This window comes from Wolbachia endosymbiont (group B) of Melanargia galathea (assembly GCF_964030625.1).
Taxonomy (GTDB): domain Bacteria; phylum Pseudomonadota; class Alphaproteobacteria; order Rickettsiales; family Anaplasmataceae; genus Wolbachia.
The window spans coordinates 338,310-356,201 of sequence record NZ_OZ034910.1; the positions used below are offsets into that span (position 1 = coordinate 338,310).

21 protein-coding genes are annotated in these 17,892 nt (G+C 35.8%); all 21 read right to left on the reverse strand.

Annotated features, from left to right (window positions below; translation table 11 throughout):
- The 21 genes from AAHF52_RS01500 to AAHF52_RS01600 all read right to left on the reverse strand — a co-directional run bounded on the left by AAHF52_RS01500 (position 1) and on the right by AAHF52_RS01600 (position 17,831).
- Complete coding sequence (locus AAHF52_RS01500) at positions 1-486, reverse strand: ankyrin repeat domain-containing protein (RefSeq protein WP_342068445.1); 486 nt, start codon at positions 484-486, stop codon at positions 1-3.
- A 27-nt stretch (positions 487-513) separates the two neighbouring features.
- Positions 514-1,227 carry an ankyrin repeat domain-containing protein gene (locus tag AAHF52_RS01505; RefSeq protein ID WP_342068446.1) on the reverse strand — a complete coding sequence of 238 codons (714 nt, stop codon included), beginning with the start codon at positions 1,225-1,227 and terminating at the stop codon, positions 514-516.
- Positions 1,228-1,394: 167 nt separating this feature from the next.
- Complete coding sequence (locus AAHF52_RS01510) at positions 1,395-2,549, reverse strand: phage tail protein (RefSeq protein WP_342068447.1); 1,155 nt, start codon at positions 2,547-2,549, stop codon at positions 1,395-1,397.
- Positions 2,549-3,343 carry a baseplate J/gp47 family protein gene (locus tag AAHF52_RS01515; protein ID WP_226079793.1) on the reverse strand — a complete coding sequence of 265 codons (795 nt, stop codon included), beginning with the start codon at positions 3,341-3,343 and terminating at the stop codon, positions 2,549-2,551. The genes AAHF52_RS01510 and AAHF52_RS01515 overlap by 1 nt, the downstream gene beginning before the upstream one ends.
- A 2-nt stretch (positions 3,344-3,345) precedes the next feature.
- Positions 3,346-3,681 carry a GPW/gp25 family protein gene (locus AAHF52_RS01520; protein ID WP_226079795.1) on the reverse strand — a complete coding sequence of 112 codons (336 nt, stop codon included), beginning with the start codon at positions 3,679-3,681 and terminating at the stop codon, positions 3,346-3,348.
- Positions 3,682-3,683: 2 nt separating this feature from the next.
- Complete coding sequence (locus AAHF52_RS01525) at positions 3,684-3,938, reverse strand: PAAR domain-containing protein (RefSeq protein ID WP_226079796.1); 255 nt, start codon at positions 3,936-3,938, stop codon at positions 3,684-3,686.
- On the reverse strand, positions 3,935-4,399 hold the full coding sequence (locus AAHF52_RS01530) for a phage baseplate assembly protein V (protein WP_047759504.1): 465 nt from the start codon (positions 4,397-4,399) through the stop codon (positions 3,935-3,937). The genes AAHF52_RS01525 and AAHF52_RS01530 overlap by 4 nt, the downstream gene beginning before the upstream one ends.
- Entirely contained in the window at positions 4,386-4,859 is a 474-nt protein-coding gene (locus tag AAHF52_RS01535; protein ID WP_226079797.1) for a hypothetical protein, read from the reverse strand. The genes AAHF52_RS01530 and AAHF52_RS01535 overlap by 14 nt, the downstream gene beginning before the upstream one ends.
- Positions 4,856-5,347 carry a phage tail protein gene (locus tag AAHF52_RS01540; RefSeq protein WP_262986235.1) on the reverse strand — a complete coding sequence of 164 codons (492 nt, stop codon included), beginning with the start codon at positions 5,345-5,347 and terminating at the stop codon, positions 4,856-4,858. Before AAHF52_RS01540 ends, AAHF52_RS01535 begins: the two co-directional genes overlap by 4 nt.
- Positions 5,348-5,653, reverse strand: coding sequence for a hypothetical protein (locus AAHF52_RS01545; RefSeq protein WP_230609224.1), 306 nt, complete (start codon positions 5,651-5,653; stop codon positions 5,348-5,350). It lies immediately after the preceding gene.
- A 124-nt stretch (positions 5,654-5,777) separates the two neighbouring features.
- Positions 5,778-6,782, reverse strand: a complete 1,005-nt coding sequence (locus AAHF52_RS01550; protein WP_264376214.1) for a major capsid protein — start codon at positions 6,780-6,782, stop codon at positions 5,778-5,780.
- A gap of 31 nt (positions 6,783-6,813) precedes the next feature.
- Complete coding sequence (locus tag AAHF52_RS01555) at positions 6,814-7,185, reverse strand: head decoration protein (RefSeq protein ID WP_230609220.1); 372 nt, start codon at positions 7,183-7,185, stop codon at positions 6,814-6,816.
- A gap of 45 nt (positions 7,186-7,230) precedes the next feature.
- Complete coding sequence (locus AAHF52_RS01560) at positions 7,231-8,286, reverse strand: S49 family peptidase (RefSeq protein WP_342068448.1); 1,056 nt, start codon at positions 8,284-8,286, stop codon at positions 7,231-7,233.
- 14 nt (positions 8,287-8,300) lie between these two features.
- A complete protein-coding gene (locus AAHF52_RS01565; protein WP_019236421.1) occupies positions 8,301-9,710 on the reverse strand; it encodes a phage portal protein in 1,410 nt (469 codons plus the stop codon).
- Positions 9,704-10,417, reverse strand: coding sequence for a glycoside hydrolase family 25 protein (locus AAHF52_RS01570; RefSeq protein WP_019236422.1), 714 nt, complete (start codon positions 10,415-10,417; stop codon positions 9,704-9,706). Before AAHF52_RS01570 ends, AAHF52_RS01565 begins: the two co-directional genes overlap by 7 nt.
- Positions 10,414-10,638: a gpW family head-tail joining protein gene (locus AAHF52_RS01575; protein WP_007301848.1), complete on the reverse strand. Its 225-nt coding sequence runs from the start codon at positions 10,636-10,638 to the stop codon at positions 10,414-10,416. The genes AAHF52_RS01570 and AAHF52_RS01575 overlap by 4 nt, the downstream gene beginning before the upstream one ends.
- Complete coding sequence (locus AAHF52_RS01580) at positions 10,628-12,469, reverse strand: phage terminase large subunit family protein (protein WP_342068449.1); 1,842 nt, start codon at positions 12,467-12,469, stop codon at positions 10,628-10,630. The genes AAHF52_RS01575 and AAHF52_RS01580 overlap by 11 nt, the downstream gene beginning before the upstream one ends.
- Positions 12,466-13,944: an ankyrin repeat domain-containing protein gene (locus AAHF52_RS01585; protein ID WP_019236425.1), complete on the reverse strand. Its 1,479-nt coding sequence runs from the start codon at positions 13,942-13,944 to the stop codon at positions 12,466-12,468. The genes AAHF52_RS01580 and AAHF52_RS01585 overlap by 4 nt, the downstream gene beginning before the upstream one ends.
- A gap of 3 nt (positions 13,945-13,947) precedes the next feature.
- On the reverse strand, positions 13,948-14,421 hold the full coding sequence (locus AAHF52_RS01590; protein ID WP_019236426.1) for a hypothetical protein: 474 nt from the start codon (positions 14,419-14,421) through the stop codon (positions 13,948-13,950).
- A 181-nt stretch (positions 14,422-14,602) separates the two neighbouring features.
- Positions 14,603-16,486: a hypothetical protein gene (locus tag AAHF52_RS01595; RefSeq protein WP_342068450.1), complete on the reverse strand. Its 1,884-nt coding sequence runs from the start codon at positions 16,484-16,486 to the stop codon at positions 14,603-14,605.
- A 148-nt stretch (positions 16,487-16,634) separates the two neighbouring features.
- Positions 16,635-17,831, reverse strand: a complete 1,197-nt coding sequence (locus AAHF52_RS01600; protein WP_342068451.1) for a DNA modification methylase — start codon at positions 17,829-17,831, stop codon at positions 16,635-16,637.
- Between the last annotated feature and the right edge of the window lie 61 nt (positions 17,832-17,892).

The window sequence follows — 17,892 nt, forward strand, 5'->3', positions numbered from 1 at the left end:
TCAGCCTCTCATAGAAGATTTCCCACTTTGCTGTTCAAATAACTTTTCAATTCTGTCTGTTTCTTTCTTTAATACCTCGGTTATCTCTTTGCTATTTTTCGCATAATCCATTGCTGTCATTCCAAACGTATCCTCTTGTTCTATTTCTCCTCCAGCTTTTACCAGCTCCTCCACTATTTCTTTTTCACCTACCATGCACGCAAGGTGTAGAGGTATGCATTTATTTCCATATTCCTCAGCATTTACTTCTGCTCCTGATTTTATCAATTCTCTCACGATTTCTAGACGTTTCTCCGTTACCGCTAGGTGCAGTGCTGTATATCCTCCTACATCTGCTGCATTTACATTCACTCCTTTTTCAACTAATACCCTCACTGTTTTTGCGTTTATTGCATAATGCAGAGCTGTTCTTCCATTCTCATCTCTTGCATAAATATTTTTAAACGAGTTCTCTAATAGTGACTCCTCTTTTCCTTTTTTACTCATAACCTACCTCACCTTTTTTTTTGAATTTTAAGCCCTCCTTTTCACCACCTCATCTATCATTTCACTTACTTGGCTTATTATTTTGCTTGCTAAATTTTCACATTCTTCCTTTATTAGTGATTTGTCTCTCTTCCTTATTTCTCCTATCTCTATTATTTTTAGCTCCGGTAAATAACTCCCATTCAACATGTCTGCTATTTCTCCCACTAGCCTCTCTATTTCATAGCATGTCAGTTCTCTACTTTTTGTTACTCCTCCTTTTTCTCTCAAAAATTTACTTGCCTTTTCACTCCCTTTGCTATCACATAGACGATACTTTTCACTTTCCCAGATGTAATACATTGGTGTTGCACCATATTTATTCAGTTGATTAACCTCAGCTCCTGCTTTTACTAGCTCTTTTATTATTTCAACTCCTGCTCCTTTGCACGCAGAGTGGAGTGGCGTACATCCAGTGACATATTGAGTGGCATTTACTTCTGCTCCAGACCTTAGCAGCACTTTTACATTTTCTAAGCTTTTTGCAAATACTGCACAGTGTAGTGGCGTATAACCATTTTTATCTCTTGCATTTACCTCTGCTCCTTTCTTTATTAAGAACCTCACTGTTTTGTAATCGGAGATTTCTACTGCTTGATGCAAGATCGTCTCTCCTTCTTCATTTCTTTTATTAATATCGTTACTTGATACTTCTTTAAAAAACTTACTAAAAGATTCTCTCTTTTCTTTGCTAAACTTCATACTTACCTCACAAAATTAGCTTTTCCAGCGCCAGACAAATTTCTTATATTTACCTGCTGCTATTCAAGTCATGTCCTTTTTAGCATGAGAAAGCAAGTCTTTTTCTTTTTATTTCATACATTTTTACCTATTATTAATATAATATATGAGAATCTAAATATAAGTACTTAACTTATTAGAGATATTATTCGACTATCTTTCCAACTTCTGTGCAAATGTCGATGTTCATGCCACTTCAGTACTCCTGGATAAAATACTAAAATGTGCTTTTCTAATTCGTGTATTGAGTCTTTTTGCTCTGAATCCAAATCATTTTTATAGTAAACATTGTGTTCTGCTAAAACATATTTTCTGACCTTCTGATCTGTATAATTTTCTACTTTGTAGTGGTGAGTAACGTTAAACCTTTCTAAAATTGGCTTGTGTTTTAAATTCCAATATTGCCCTGAAAGTTTATCGCTTCCCAATACAAATTTATTTCCTCTTTCTTCTACGCTACTAACTGGAAAGCACGTATTTATGTCTCCTAAATCCCAACTGCCTGATAATACTATCTGCGCTTTTGCAAATTTAATTGATGGTAATAAACTCTGTGGTAATGGATATAGTGCTTTTAAGTTGTACCACAAATGATCTCTTTCATAGATGCCTTTATAATCCCTTGTGTGAGGCTCGGTTTCTCCAAGGATTGCTACATCTAGGCGATATATATCATTGCTTAAAGCTCGTTCATAATGATCGCGTAGATAATTTTCTATAATCCTAATAACTGGACCACTAGACCTGAAAAAATTTACTCTTCCAAACGATAATACTGGTCCATCTTTTTCTATTTTTACCCCTGAATAGTCAGAAAGAAGATCTCCAAATAAACTCTCATCTAATATAAATCTCTGCGCATTATAATAATCGTTAAAAATTCTCATCAATCTGGATCTTGCAGGCAATGATAGTTTTGCCAGCTCTACTACTGCATCAACAAAGAAATCATTTGGAACATCCCTTATCCCTATCTGCAGTTCAAAAAAATGTTTACCAGGTGGTTCTTCGATAATTGTAATATCTTCTATATTTGCCCATTTTAGTGCTATTTTGAGTGATGCTGGGGTTCCTCTTAAACGCTGAAATTTTACTCCTTCTACTATGGCTTTTCTTCTATCTTTTACCCAGCGTAATATTTCCCCCAATTCATATTCCTCAATTAGCCAAGGTAATATTCTTTCTTCTAATCTAAATTTAAACCCTCTTTGGATATCTACTTTATAATCTATCGCATCTACTAGCGCTCTTTCCTGCTTTGTTGCATTTGGTGGCAATAACATTACTCAACCTTTAACTTTCTTAATGCAGCGCACTCATTTCCTAGTACTACAACGTCCTCTTTTGGCTCTATTAATTCCACATTTTCTACACCATCTACAAATAGATTCGCTATTATCCATGATTTTGTAACATTCCATCCCAACCTTCTACTTGCTTCAAACTTCTTGATGAACTGCTTCTTGATTTCTTCCTCTGATATTATAGGACTTATGCTCATTCTGCTGTGAATATCTATTTCCGTAATATTGCAACCTATCACTGTTACTGTATCGGTTAAAACCCTTATATCATCTCTAGTAACCTGCTTTTTTACAATTTCTAGTAGCTCTTCTGACACTATGCCAGTTGTGGATAATTGTGTTGATAAGATTGAAATTTGTACTTTCCCTGGTATAGTTGATTCCACTAGTGCATCTTTTACTCTACTATCTGCTGACAGTGCATGATATTTATAATATTCCTTACTTCCTCCTGTTGACCAACCTGCTATCTTTGCTTTAATTCTTTTTCTAAATCGTTCGTCCTCTTCTTCTTTCTGCCTCTCCACTCCATAAAACTCAGCTAAATTATCAAGATCTTCTCCCGTTGCAAATTTTAGTAAATTGCTCTTTACTGCTTCGTTCATCCTTTGTCTGAGTAAAAGTTCTCGCCATGCTGCTACCTCCAGAATCTTTATTGCTGGATCGGATTCTACTAACGCTGAAAAGGTTTCATCTCTACACACTAACTCCTCCTTCATTCTGGAAAATATTTCCTCGAAACTTAGCTTTTCTACAATATTTGGCAACTGCATACTTATATAACCATTCCATCAAAGCGAATGTTTTTCCCACTTGGTACGTATAATCCTTCTAGGTCAAGCGTTACTTTTCCTTCTTTCACCTCTGTCATTTTTACTTTTTCTAACTTAAACCTCTTTTCCCATTTTTCCAAAGCTTCTGCAGTTGCCGCATATATCTCAAGTGTTAAATCTTTATTTATTGGCTTATCTACTAATTCAAATAGCCTTGAACCATAACTTCTCCTCATAATTCTACTGTTAATAGGAGTGGTCAGTATATCAATTATCGATTGCTTTAAGTGCTCTATTCCTTCTAACGCTTTGCCTGTTTTAGAATCCGTTCCTTTCATTTTTAGCCTGCAAACACGGTTTCACTGCCTTTTATTACTTTAAACCCACATGAAACTATATCTCCTACTCTTCCTATACCAAGACCATTTGCAAACACTGTTTTTGATCCTTCTATTAATATTTTTCCTTCACTAAAACTATCTCCTTGCCGGCAAACTGGCTTACCATTTACAAAAACATTATTACTGCCGCTAATGCAGAAATGTGGTATAGCTTCTCCACAGTAGTCTCCTAACCTCACTATTCCTTTGTTCAATTTAAGTCGATCCTTTCTGCTTTCAGTTTTATTCCACTTTTTGTCATTTCTATCTCTGATTTTCCTACTTTAAAATTTAATTTATCCACTACAGAAATTTCAAGATTCTTGCTCTCTTTGTCATACAATAACTTTGTTCCATCTTGAAATACTAAACTGTTAATCATTTCACTATTCTCTGGAGCAGAATAATTTTGCTGATATATTCCAGCTAGTACTACTCCTAATGATAACTCTCCCAATGGTGACAATATTACTACCTGTTCATTTATGCTTGGTGGTAGCCAGCTTCTTTCCTCTCCTGCTCTAGAAGTTATCCATGGAAGAAAATCTGTTAAAAGTTCTCCTATCTTCACTCTTACTTTTGCTTTCTCATAATCTACTTCTTTTACAACTCCTATTCGTACAATGTTTGCTAACTTTCTTTGCAGCTCTGAAATAGCAAAATTACTCTCTAACATTTTCTTCTATTATAATCGTATGTGGCTTAATCTTATTTTCTGTCCATATCGATTTACCTAAATGAAGCTGATGACTCCAATCAACCATCCACACCAAATATGCATCTAATTCGGGTCTAAATCCGTCAATTTCTGCAGAGATAAATTCTCCTGGTGAAACATTTTTTATATTCCATGTATTTTTGTTTACTACTCTTGCTACTTCTGCTGCTAATGACCTTACAACTACCGAGGAATCCTCGACTGTTCCATCAACTACAATTCGTGCTTCAAATTTTGCTCTCAACGCTAATTCTTCTGTTCCTGGATCATGTCCTTTTTCAAAGCCACTAAGTTCCACAAATACTGCCGGTGCTATTAATTCTTTCCTTATTGTTGGATAAATTTCGCACGTCTGTATTGCTGGTATTTCTCTCTTCAGCGTGGTACAAATTTTATCATGTAAATCTTTCAAATTCATCCTTTATAGCTCAATTGACGTTCAAAAAACTTTGTAAAGACTTCTTCAACTTCATAATTAACAAGATTACCTATTATCCTTGAAGCCTCTGGTTCTAGTAGCAACTTAATTTCCTTTATTGGTAATGCTGTTCTTCCTTCACGCTTAAAAATACCGCTATTTCCTTTTGGCATAACTGCTGCAAATCCTCCTATAAACTCATGCTTTCCTACTTTCGATCCTCTTCTTGTTTTTTGTATTTTACCAATTGTCGATGCTCTAATGTCATAGAGATTTGCTCTAATTAACACTTCTAATCTGCTAGTTTTCGCCTTAAAAATTCTTAGCCTTCTTCTCATTAACGTCAATTTTATCTTCTTTTCCTCACTAATTTCCTTAGCTGCTTTTGATTTTAGCCATAGTGCTGTTCTGTTTAACGCTCTCACTATTGCTAATTCTATTTTTTTTCTTTTAGCATCTATACTTTGTATAATACTACCGGTACGCATTTATACTCCTGACGCTCGAATTTTCCATATCATTCCTGAATTATCTTGCAGCGGTGGAGAATATACTTTATATTTACGGTCACCTATAACAAAAACATCTCCTACTATTGGCCTTAACACATCAAACGCACTTACTTCTAACGCTAAAGTTTCTTCCACAAATTGTCCTTCACCAATCTCGTATAATTTATCTGGCTGTTGCTTTAATACTTGTACCATATAGGACTTATCCTTTGACTCATATAAAGCTAGCTCCCCTAAATGGATAAGACAATCTTTCAATAACCTCTTTACATTTTCCTGCATACCATTTTCTATTCATTCAAATTCACTTCTAAAGGCTTCTAAAAATATATTGCATCCTTATATTTTTTTAGCATACTCAACACATATTAAAACCATAAGTAGAGTTTTCTACGTGAGGGCTCTACTATGTTGTTACTATTTTTACCAAAACGGACGGACGGTGGCACATTGGCAATGGATTCGACTGCGTATGTAAATCAGTTCCTCTATCAAATCTCCTTGGTTCTTGTTTTGCATATAGTGGCTGTCCAAGAGTATTTACTGTCTCATTAAAATCTGCTGGTGCAAAATATGTTGTAAATGTGCTTGCTGTTCCTAGTGGAAAACAGTGTCCCGTATCTCTTTCTATAAATCTTCTTACGGTTCCTTCAGGATCAGTTGCTTGCCCTCTATATTCCTCAAATGTAATTCCACAAAACGTAAATCCTGACCTCATATCGTTCCTTAGCGCTGCTCCTTCTTGCCATCTCTCATATGCTTCTTTTACTTTAGCATGAGAAGTTAGTGCATCAAAAAACTCAGGACTTACCAAGGCATGAATTCCGGTCATATATTCACCACTTAGATTATCTTCTATATGCCGGAGTACTTCCAGACACTTACGCTTGACATCTGTTGTTGCTGTTCCAAGGGCAAAATTTACTATTTTTGGTGTTATTTCAAATTCGTTGTACAGATTTAGTAATTCTGACCCGTCAGCATCTAAAATTATTCCTTTTAGCGCTCCCATTCGCAAATGCTCTAATGTTATTGCGTGTTTGTTTCTCATTAGCTGTAAATGGTCAGTTATTACGTCTGCCAGCGCTTTCAGTTCACTTTCTGATCCAAATGCCCTTATTCCCTGTACTTCCTCTGGTAACACTACATCATCATGTGGAATATGCGGAACCGTAAATGTTCTTACCTTTCTTTTGCCGCGTTTTCCTACTGTTGCTGGTGCTCCTGGAACTTGTGTTGGTAGTAAACTTAATACTCCGTTTCGCTCTTCTATGGTAATATGTCTAAATCTTACTGACCTACTTGGAAATAAATTTAAATTTTCAACTCGTCCATAATTTATCGGCAATATATTTATCGCATTTGTTAGTGCCGTCATGCTAAATGCTGTATTTGTAAATGGATTTTGCATTTTTCCCCCTTTTGTGTTTTTAATAGTTTTTTTAAGCTCCCTTGCGGATAATGATCCCTCGTCCTTCAAGTTGCTTTATTGCTGCAGTTTTCTGCTCTTCAGTTATATTTGCTGGCCATACAACTGCATGATCTGCTAGCATTGCACCGCGAGCAATAATTACTCCTTTAGCATTTTCCTTTGCGTTTACATCACTTGCAATAACACCTATTGCGGTTTGTGTGCCATCGGTTGCTGTTGGATTCAAGACCCTAATAAAACCATCTTCAGTCTTTTTAGCAACTACTGCACCAAGCTTGAGATTCTGTCCTTTGGCAACAATTATTTGATCTCGTGAATATAAATTTGATGCTTCATATTTTAGAAGATCTCCTAAATTATTTGTTTCAGTTATACAATTCATAAAATTTTCTCCTTTACTTTCTACTTTTATTATACTGCGAATATTTTAAATACCTGATTGCGCACGACTTCTTGCTACTTGCATCATCAAATCTTCCTGCGAATTCTGTGGTATTGCACTCAGTATCTCTGTCTTTTTCGTTCTCTCTGCAAGTAATTCCATTAAAACTTCCCTGGCTTGCTCAACACTTACGCCTTGCTCAATAAATTCTCCTATCTTTTCTGGCATCTTTGATACATTACATAATCTTATTATCTCTAAAATTTCTCTACGACAGTTCTCGTAGCCTTCCTCAGTTAACTCATTAGTTGTCATACTAACACTCCTATGATTATTGATAAATTCAAAAAATGTTGTAACTCCATCTGCAAGACCTATTTCTACTGCTTTCTCCCCAAAATATAGCCCTGCTTCCGTTGATTTGATTGCTTCTATAGAAAGGTTTCGATTTCGTGCTATTAGCTGCACAAACATTTCATATAGTCGGTCTACTTCTTTTTGTAAGCTTTCCAGACTTTCAGACGTCATTGGCTCATGTGGATTTAAATCATTTTTTCTACTTCCTGCAAATACTGTGGTATATTTTATTCCACATTTTTCATCAAACCCACTTTGATCTATATGACTTGCTATTACTCCTATACTGCCAACACCAGAAGTTCTGCTCACAAATACCTTCTCAGCGCTAGAGGCTATAGCATATGCAGCAGAGTATGCATCATCATTTGCTATCGCTATTATCCTCTTTTTTGCTCTTGATTCATAAATAAAGTCAGCTAGGTCAAATATACCGTTTACCTCTCCTCCGGGGCTGTCTATTTCCAGTATAATTGTCTCTATGCTACTATCTGCTAATGCTTGTGTAATTTGTTCTTCTATTTGCTCATATGATGTCATTCCCAGAAAGACGTCAAAAGCTCCTGGTTTTTTGGTCAAAATTCCATGTATTGCTATTACTGCTGTTTTTTCTATATTCTGATTTACTGCATGTTTTATATTTTTAAAGATAGGTTGTTTTCCGTTATATAGTGACAACAGGTCAAAGCTTTTTTGCTCTATCATCATCGGCCTACATAGCCAGTTGGTTTGTAAAATTTCCATAAAGTAAACGAGATTTATTTTGTTTGTGTCCTGACATCAGAATCAAAGAAAAGGTTGAGAGAATCAGCACGCTTTTGATCTTCTGCTATTTCTTGGTCAATTTCTTCTACATCATAACCCATTTCTGATACTACTTCCGATCGACTCTTAAATCCATTCCTTACTGCCATTTGCTGTGCTTGCTGGTCTTTCAGTGGATCTACCCAATCAAATCCCTGTGGTATCCATTTTACTTCTTCTTTCGCTGCTTTTACTACTTTTTCATCTATACGGAGTTCTCCACAAAGTACTGCTAACTCTAGCCATCTACTCCATACTGGTCTGCAAAACTGGAATACCATAATGTTATGTTGCAGCATAGCGCATCGACGACGAAACTCTATTAATCCCGCTCGAATGGATGAATAATTAACGCCTGTTAAATCTCCTGTTAGTTGCTCATATGTTATCCCTGTGCCTATTGCTATTGCCCTTAGCTGCTGTCTCATGAATGCTTCATAACTTCCTCCAACATCAGACGGCTCTGAAAATTTTATATCTTCTCCTGGGTCTAAAAGCTGCATTGTTCCAGGTTCCAGTCCAGATAGTGCTACTCCTTGCTCATTACTTTCACCTTCTCCTAAAATATTTGCCTCAGGATCAAGTCTTGTGATAAACCCTGCAAACATCGCTGCTGTTTTCTTTCTTACCAGCTCTGCATCATCGTATTGATCAAGTTCATAGAGCTTTAGCAGTATACTTGAAAGCCATGGCTCTCCTCTAATTTGCCCAGGTCTTAATGGTCTATAGATATGTAAAACATCGTTTGCTGGTACTCTCACTGATTCTCCAAATGAGCCTTCTCCTGGATGTTCTCTAAATAAGTAATATGCTTCTCTTTGCCCAAGTCTATTGAACTCAATCCCGTTTCTTATTACATTACCATTTGCTAAAGTTTTATTTGTTTTATTGTCTAAATGTTCAGACTCAAGTACTTGCAATTGCAACGGCACACAAAGACCATCTTCTCGTTTTCTTGTTCTTAATCTTACAAAACATTCTCCTCCCTCTATCATACTTCTGCATACTAGAGCTTGTAATCCATAAAAATCACTTATTCCACAGCTATCTGCTTCATCTGTCCATCTTAGCCATAATTCTTGCACCTTCTTTCGAAATTCTCCATCTCTTGCTTTTGATTGCGGCTTTATTCCTGTTCCAATAGAGTTACTTACTATTGTATCAATGATATTTGCTGCATATGGATTTTTTCTTACCATATCCCGAGAGCGGCTACGTAAGTGCCCAAGGCTCTGAGAAAGTAAATTATTTATGCTTCCTGTTTCTCCTTGCCAATACATCACTCTTCTTCCTGAGCCTGACGCATCCCATGCAGAACTTTTGATTTTTGGCTTACTAAATAGTTGTTTTAAGGTCTTTAACATCCTGATAACCAAAAATTCTTTAATTCTTCTATTGTTCCATTAAATTTACTTCTATCACATGGTCCTATTCCTCTTACTGAATGCGGTTTAGGTCCCATTTGACCATTAGTGTATTGCCACAAAACCCACTTATTCCATCCTTTTGGTAGTTTAGACCATCTTATTTTCCACAGTGGACACTTAGTTAAAATTGGTGTAGCAAAATCTTTTAGAAAATAAGCTCCTCCGCAAATCAATGGTAAGCGATTAGTTCTTTCTTGAACTCTAGTCACAAAATCTTCCGCCTGTTTTGGTGTTATGTTTTCTCCATTTTTGTTTTCTTCTATATCTAGAGCAAGTAGAACTTTAGAACTATCGCCTACTGTCTCTAAAAAATGCTCAGCTTGGTCTTTTCCGTTTTCTCCTACTCCAAAATGGTATGCACCATACAGAAGTCCTTCTTCTTCAGCAATTTTTCTTCTCTCTGCGTACTTTAGATCTACAAATTTTAATCCTTGAGTTGCCTTATGTACTACACCCAATATTCCATCTTCTTTGACTAGCTTAAAATTTACATCTGCATTCCAATGTGATAGGTCTACTACTGCATTCGCATATACTTTATTTGATAAATCAGCTATTTTCTTACATTTCTCTTCTTTTTCTAATACACTACTATTGACTATTACATACTTTAATTGTTTCAGAAAATTTTGATATTCTCTCATATAATTCCTTTACTCGTTGAAAAAACAATTTTCCTCTTTGGCCTCATGCCTGCAACTTTTAACTCAGCCTTAATTCGTTGTCTTAAATTCAATAAATCATTTATTTGAACTTCCCCGTACCTCACAACATGGTCACCATATGCAATTGAGACAACTCTTTCTCCGCTTTGCAGTTTTTGAATTGCTTTCTCAACTTGAGTTAAATATTCTTCACTGTACATTTTGATTACCAAGCCACTTACTCTGTCTTACTTTCTTAGGTTTTTTACTTTCTATTTTTCCACTTAAACTATTCCATTTACTCTCTGGCCAACGATCAATCCCAAGTGCTATTGATGCTGCTCTTGCGTAAATTCGGCAATCTAGTACTTCATTTCTTTCTCTTACCTTTTGCCACTCTTGTTTGGTATAACCTTTTACTACTTTGCTGACTAATTGCTCTGCCGTTAGCTGCTTAAAATATTCAGGTGCATACTCCGGAAAATGACAATATCCTGCTGGCACTTTTTCTTTTTCCCCGTTTTTTAAAACATTAAGTAGTTGAAAAAGCTCTGACTTTAATATCGATACTCCCACTGGCCAAAGCTTTATTCCTCTTTTTAGCTTTTGACCACCAACTGTTATATCAACTCTACTTGGGCTGCTAAGTGGTACTAATGCTTTATTTACACCTTTTACTGCCATTACTCTTCCAGAGCCTTGATGACCTCTTACCCAATTGTATACTTCTTGTGTCGCATACCCAGCATCAACCGCCATCATACTTATCATGTATTCAAGCCCATTTTCACCAATAAAATGATGATTTAAAAGCTCAGAGAGTTTTCCCCATACTTCTCCACCTCCTGTATCTCCTTCAAATACTCGATAGTCTATTGACCAACTTTCACGGCTTTTTCCCCATGCTACAACTTCTACTTCTAACCGATCTTTTTGGACATCTACTCCTGCAGTAAGCACCACTTCTCTCCTAGGTACTGTGCCTACGGGAAAAAATTCTCTCCTGTTAAATAATTGCTTCCAATCAGGTACTTCTCCTTTATCTACCCAAGTTTCTCCAAGCGTAGTATTTATCCAAACTTTCAGTAATTGTTCACTTTCTTTTGCATGGAGAAAATCTTCTACTGCTTGAGTCCAGCTATACCAGCCTACTGGACTATAAAGACTTGAAAGATGAAATCCTTTTTTCTCACCTTTCATTGGATTTGTAGCTCTCCATTCTCCACGTTCAAGCATCTCTGTCTTTTGATGATTTTCTATCTTTTCACCACATTCTATACATATATAGTGTGCTGTACTTGGATTTTTATCTTCCCATTTTATTTGTGACCATTTTAGAACTTGATAGTAATTACAATACGGACAGGGAACAAAAAAATATCTCTTATCTGTTGCTTCAAATTCTTTCTCAATTCTGCTTATTCCATGAATCGTTGGCGTTGATACTAAAAAAATCTTTCGCCGTGCAAATGTATTAGTTCGAGCAATACTGAGCAGCACTGGATCTCCTTCACCACCTGAATCTCCTGGATAGGCATCTATTTCATCAAGAAAGAGATATTTTACTGGCATGGACCTGAGACCTACACTGCTATTTGCTCCGGTTATTACTACTATTCCACCTGGAAATTCCTTACTTTGTACAGTGTTACCTGAATCTCTTGACCTTGGATCTTTTACTTTATTTTTTAAACATGGTGTACTTTCGATAAGCGGCGCAAATCTTCCTTTTGACCAGCGTTTTCCCATTTCAACTGTAGGCTGCACAACTAGCATTGGACCTGGTGTTTGATCGATGATATAGCCTATCCAATTGTTACCTGCTTCTGTTCCTCCAATTTGTGCTCCTTTCATGAATACCACTTTTTCTACTGGTGAGGACGGAGAAAGTGAATCCATGATTTCTTTTAAATAAGGAGTTCTTTCTGTTCTCCATTTACCTGGCTCTGATGCTGCAGTTGGAGCTAAAACTCGATACTCATTCGCCCACTCTGATACTTTAAGCTGGGGATCTGGTCTTAAACCTTCAGAAAAAGCTCTAGCGTATATCATTGTCTGCATCTACTCATAATTGGTTCTATCTCAATATTGTTAACAGTAGAGTTTATTCCTCCACACTCCTCCAATTCCATAAATATCTTTTTCTGAAATTCATTTTCTATATATCTTTTGCTCATCTCACTTATCATTATTGCTATAATAAGCGCAAGTATTCCTGTTATTGTTGCAAAAATGATTGCATTGCTTATTGTTGTTGCTGTTAAACCTATATATGCTGCCATTGCTACTGCACTTACTGAGGTAAAAACACAGATCACACTATTGTATTTTCTTACTTTTGCATCTCTATGCTCTATACACCTATAATAAATTGGTACAGATCTGCCTATCTCATCTGGTAATTTGATGCTCTTTTCTTTAAATAAAGTTTTTAGCAATTCTAAATTATTTGACTTGATTGCTAAATGCAAAACAGGTTTATAATTTGCTCCTTTTTTCAGCAATAACTTTACTACATGTAAATGCCCTTTTTCTGCAGCAAGGTAAACCGGCGGTAGATTTTTATTATTTGAAATATCAATATCAATTTCTTCTTTTAAGATAGACTCTACAAGCTCAATTTCTCCCGTTTGTACAGCTAAATGGAGTAGACTATTCTTTTCAGAACCGTATTTATTACTCATCAAAGCCTTCTTTATCTCAGGTTTAGCGTAATCAAATGGTGTCTTGCCGCTATCGTCTTTTACCAGAGGGTCTATATCTTCTCGCGTTAGTAAAACTTCTATTGTTTTAAGTCTTTCAGCATAATGTAGTGGTGTTTTATTTTCGTAGTCCTGCAAATTTACTTGAGCATTAGGCTCCTTTATTAAGCATTTGAGGATATCAAGACATAAGTCTCTTTCATCGTAATTAGTATTACTTACAGCTATATGAACAGGTGATAATTTCATCGAGTTTTGTCCTACACGTGCGCTATTTACATCTGCTCCTAGCTCCAGTAATAACTTTACTATCTCCAATTTTTTGTTGTTAACTGCATAGTGCATCGGTGTCTGATTTCGTGCATCAAAAACCTCGATTTCAGCATTTCCTTCTCTTATCAAAATCTTTACAACTTCTGTATGTCCTATTCCTGCTGCTAGATGTAATGGCGTATGATGCAAAGCATTTCGTACATTAACGTCAATACCTTTTCCTATCAAATATCTAACTGCATTAACTTCACCTATCATTGCAGCTAAATGAAGTAAGCTATCTTGTTCTGACCCGTACTTGTTATTAATTAGCGCTTGTAATATTTCTGCTTTTTTCTCTTCTTTGGCGTAATCAAGAGATGTTTTACCTTCATTATCTTCCACAAAAGGATTAATGTTCTTCTTCGTGAGTAACAAGTCCACCATGCTTAATTCATCAAACTCTATAGCGCAATGCAGTGGAGTTTTTCCGTTTAACCCTCTGACATTAACATCTAATCCAGGTTGATTAATGAGGCACTTTATTAATTCTAAACTTAAGTTAGCAGACATTATTTAAAACTTAATATTAGATAATTCTTGTAATGAGTTTGTAATCTCTTCGGTTAGCGCCATATGAATCTTTTCAGTGTCACTCAGTGATGCAAGCAATGCTGAAACTCTATTTGGAATATTAAGCAAATTATTACGGACAACTCTTGCTACATTAAATGCATCGCGCTTTACTTCCTCTACTGCTACAAGTTCACCAATCTCAGCCTTAGCTTTCGCCTCAAGAAGTTTACCTCGTTCCATTTCATTTTTTATTCGCGTTTTTAGCAACATCGTGGAAAGGTTACTTGTATTTTCTGGATTTTTCCTCCTCAGTGGCTGACTTGGATCTCTGATTGTTTCTATAGCCCTATTTGCTTGTTCTCGGTCAATGAGTCCATTCTCCAGCTCAACTATTCCTTTCTTTATTAAATAACAGACGTATTGCTTTGAAAATCCTTGTTCTCTTGCCCACTCTGTTTGTGTGATTTTTTCCACTCTTTTTACTCCTTTTTACGAATTTCCTTCTTGAATTTCTGCAAAAGTTTTGCCAGTACCAGAAAGAATTGCTTCCCTACCTGTTTATACTTGCCGGCGTCTTAGAGATATTTTACTAGTATAGAGCGAAGTACTCCGGTTTATAGCTGCTTTCTTTTTACATAGTGAAATTTGGCTATTTTCAACTAATACTATAAATTGCATCTTTGTAGTTATGAGATTCAACCACTACTTGCTCTAGCGTTAAACTGCTGCATTTGGCATCTTTACTATGGTTTTCTTCAAGCACTTTTGTCCTTGCTTCCTTTATTTCCTCAATGAACTTTCCATTAACTTTTTCTGGTTCAATTCTTTCCTCACAATATACAAGATTTGTGCAATTTGTTTTTCTGTAGTAATGTACTCCAAGGAATATCACTGATAGTGCAAGTATACTCGAGCCTATAAGTAGTGATAACCCTGCGTTATTAATCAAAGCGTTCTGGTAAAACTTCTGTACACTATTAATACCACCTTCTACATACAGTAATAAAGGCCATACTATATTTGCAGCAACCAAACTGCTTAATAATGCTGTAAATAATGGCCTATCTTTGATTACTGATTCTACTTTATTTCTTCTACTAATGACTTTGTCGTCAATATTAATGAAATTGTTCTTACCCTTCCAAGCGTTAAGTGTAAAATGTGAATGAGTACCATTGCTGTATTCCAGTCTGACTGATTTTATTACTTTATCTTTTGGTTGATACTCTCGCACCTGATTCAAAGTTTCATTCGCATTCTTTCCCCCTATTTGACACTCTTCAGTATCTCTAAATTGCTTTATTCCACAAAATATCGGACTAATTGCAACCAATAGTGCAACAGCTAGAATTGGTATAGTCACATAGATGGTACTGTTTGCAAAAAATGCAATTAATTGTGCTTTATTCTGTAAATATACCAAAGCTGCAGAAACGCTAAGTGCAACAGCAGCTATACCGAAAATTACAAATTCCTTCTGCTGCACTGCATATTTTACTCTTGGCAAAATTCTATTTGTTTTCTTTTCTTTTTTAATTAACGGGGTTTCTTCATTATCACTTTTTTCTGATGAGCTAGTTGAAAGTGTAACTGGACTATCATGATTTAATGACATATTCTCCCATCCTTGATTGCCACAAAACTCACTCATTTCTGTTACTTGAGAATTTGATCTTGTCATCTCTGCACTTCTATTGTCTATTCCACTATCACTTCCTTCCAAACTCTTTTTTAAAAATTTTGTATTCAGATCTACAGGTTCATCAATTGATCCTTTCTTAATTGATGTTTCTTCAGAATTTGACTTTTCCATCTCCGGACTTTGATCGTTTATTTCACCATCTAACCCTCTTTTCGAGAATTTTTTATTTTTGTCTATAGTTGCATACATAGGTTCTCCTATAGCTTCTTGCTCATCACATTTTTCTCCATTTAATTGGAAAGAAGAATGTGGTAGCTTTGGTGGTGCAATATCCTGAATAATACTCAACCGATGATTTTCTGCTGTTCTAGGTGAAGGTGGAGCTACATTTCTAATATTGTCCTTCTCCAACATTCCATTCCTAGGTAACGGCTTTGGTTTATCTCCTAATTCTTTATCCTCTTCCTCTTTTTGCATTTCTTTTGTATTGTCTATTTTGGGGTTGGAAGATGTGTTGGATGCTGCCTCAAACTGATCAAGAGAATACGGACGGTTATATTCTATTCCATTTGCCTCACAAACTGCATTAAATTCGTCCTCTATGTCTTTACCATCATCAAATACTAAAGAAGAACAACTCACTGAAAAATCAGCACCTGCTTCGTCTATTTTTGCTGTAATACTGCTATCGCTACTATTGCTAATCACATTTAAAGAAGCTAGTTTGCATTCAGTGTTCAGGTCAGGTTCTTGCTTCGTACCTTTTTCAAACAATTCAATTCTCTCCTTAACAGAGAGTGTAGAATTTGAAACATTATTTTCTACTTCTTCAGAAAACGATGCTTCATTATTTGTTTGCGACGTTACTACTCCAGCTAATGTCTTTTCTTGATTCATTGAGTACATCACATTTAATCCAAAGTTATTTGTTACGCTAAACTCATTAAAATACGGTATATACCAGTAAATTAATATTACAACTACTAAGGCTTACTAAATTTCTGTTTGTGTTATCTTTTCCACTTTTTTCTTACTGTTTTTCTTCTTAAATCTCTGAAAAAGTTTTACCAGTACCAGAAAGAATTGCCTTCCTACCTGTGTATATTTGCCAACGTTTTATGGTTACATCTACAAATTTTGAATCTAGCTCTATTGTTCTACAAATTCTTCCTGTTCTCTCACATGCAATCAGTGTACTTCCAGAGCCGCTAAATGGATCAAGAACTATGTCTCCTGATCTGCTGCTGTTTACTATTGCTCTCTCCATTAGCTCTACTGGCTTCATTGTTGGATGTAATGAGTTATGTGTTGGCTTATCATAAAACCACAGATCACTTTGATTTCTACCCCCATGCCACTCACGTTTATTACCGCTTTTCCATCCATAGAGCATTGCTTCGTATTGTCTTTGATAATCTGATCTTCCTAGCGTAAAGTGATTCTTCGCCCAAATGATAAATGTCGACCAACGACCACCTGCTTCTTCAAATGCTTTTTGCAACGTTGAAAACTCTGATGATGATATACAGATATAAATAGCACCTTTCGTATATGCTAAAATATGGGAACAGATGTCATAGAGAAAAAGTTCGTACCTTTCACCTTGATTATCGTTTAATATCTTTTTATCTTCCCTATTACCATAGTCAACGTTATATGGAGGATCACAAACAGTAATGTCTGCCATTTTATCATCTAACAGCGCTTTATATGATTCAACTACAGAGCTATCACCACAATAGATTCGATGATCACCTAAAATCCAAAGATCACCTGGCTTTGTTATTTCTACTTTTTTGTCATCAACAACTAAGTCAGAAAGATCTTCTTCTTCACCATCTAAATCATCAAGAAAGTTTTGAACTTTTTCCAATTCAAATCCTGTCATTTTAAGGTCAAACTGTAAATCTTCTAACTCTTGAATTTCTACTTTCAAAAGCTCATCATCCCACTTTGCCCAATTAGCTGATTGATTTGCCAGTAATCGAAAAGCTTTAGTTTGTGGTTCATTTAAATTATCACTTAAAACCACAGGAATACTTTCTATACCAAGTTTTCTTGCTGCTTTAAGTCTTAAATGACCATCAACCACAGTTCCATCGCTTTTTGCAACTATTGGTATACGAAAGCCAAATTCCCTGATTGAAGCACACATTCTGTTGACCACATCGTCATTTTTACGTGGATTACGCTCATATTCGATGAGATCTTGAGTAGGATAATAGTGGATTGCTAAATTCATATAATTACTGTGCTAATTAAAAAGTTAATATTTAAAATATGTCTGACGCTAAAGAAGGCCT

What these genes read in the sequence shown, in the direction of transcription:
- AAHF52_RS01500 (WP_342068445.1), bottom strand. Translation starts at nt 486, where the DNA reads ATGAGTAAAAAAGGAAAAGAGGAGTCACTATTAGAGAACTCGTTTAAA.
- AAHF52_RS01505 (WP_342068446.1), bottom strand. Translation starts at nt 1,227, where the DNA reads ATGAAGTTTAGCAAAGAAAAGAGAGAATCTTTTAGTAAGTTTTTTAAA.
- AAHF52_RS01510 (WP_342068447.1), bottom strand. Translation starts at nt 2,549, where the DNA reads ATGTTATTGCCACCAAATGCAACAAAGCAGGAAAGAGCGCTAGTAGAT.
- AAHF52_RS01515 (WP_226079793.1), bottom strand. Translation starts at nt 3,343, where the DNA reads ATGCAGTTGCCAAATATTGTAGAAAAGCTAAGTTTCGAGGAAATATTT.
- AAHF52_RS01520 (WP_226079795.1), bottom strand. Translation starts at nt 3,681, where the DNA reads ATGAAAGGAACGGATTCTAAAACAGGCAAAGCGTTAGAAGGAATAGAG.
- AAHF52_RS01530 (WP_047759504.1), bottom strand. Translation starts at nt 4,399, where the DNA reads ATGTTAGAGAGTAATTTTGCTATTTCAGAGCTGCAAAGAAAGTTAGCA.
- AAHF52_RS01535 (WP_226079797.1), bottom strand. Translation starts at nt 4,859, where the DNA reads ATGAATTTGAAAGATTTACATGATAAAATTTGTACCACGCTGAAGAGA.
- AAHF52_RS01540 (WP_262986235.1), bottom strand. Translation starts at nt 5,347, where the DNA reads ATGCGTACCGGTAGTATTATACAAAGTATAGATGCTAAAAGAAAAAAA.
- AAHF52_RS01545 (WP_230609224.1), bottom strand. Translation starts at nt 5,653, where the DNA reads ATGCAGGAAAATGTAAAGAGGTTATTGAAAGATTGTCTTATCCATTTA.
- AAHF52_RS01550 (WP_264376214.1), bottom strand. Translation starts at nt 6,782, where the DNA reads ATGCAAAATCCATTTACAAATACAGCATTTAGCATGACGGCACTAACA.
- AAHF52_RS01555 (WP_230609220.1), bottom strand. Translation starts at nt 7,185, where the DNA reads ATGAATTGTATAACTGAAACAAATAATTTAGGAGATCTTCTAAAATAT.
- AAHF52_RS01560 (WP_342068448.1), bottom strand. Translation starts at nt 8,286, where the DNA reads ATGGAAATTTTACAAACCAACTGGCTATGTAGGCCGATGATGATAGAG.
- AAHF52_RS01565 (WP_019236421.1), bottom strand. Translation starts at nt 9,710, where the DNA reads ATGTTAAAGACCTTAAAACAACTATTTAGTAAGCCAAAAATCAAAAGT.
- AAHF52_RS01570 (WP_019236422.1), bottom strand. Translation starts at nt 10,417, where the DNA reads ATGAGAGAATATCAAAATTTTCTGAAACAATTAAAGTATGTAATAGTC.
- AAHF52_RS01575 (WP_007301848.1), bottom strand. Translation starts at nt 10,638, where the DNA reads ATGTACAGTGAAGAATATTTAACTCAAGTTGAGAAAGCAATTCAAAAA.
- AAHF52_RS01580 (WP_342068449.1), bottom strand. Translation starts at nt 12,469, where the DNA reads ATGATATACGCTAGAGCTTTTTCTGAAGGTTTAAGACCAGATCCCCAG.
- AAHF52_RS01585 (WP_019236425.1), bottom strand. Translation starts at nt 13,944, where the DNA reads ATGTCTGCTAACTTAAGTTTAGAATTAATAAAGTGCCTCATTAATCAA.
- AAHF52_RS01595 (WP_342068450.1), bottom strand. Translation starts at nt 16,486, where the DNA reads ATGAATCAAGAAAAGACATTAGCTGGAGTAGTAACGTCGCAAACAAAT.
- AAHF52_RS01600 (WP_342068451.1), bottom strand. Translation starts at nt 17,831, where the DNA reads ATGAATTTAGCAATCCACTATTATCCTACTCAAGATCTCATCGAATAT.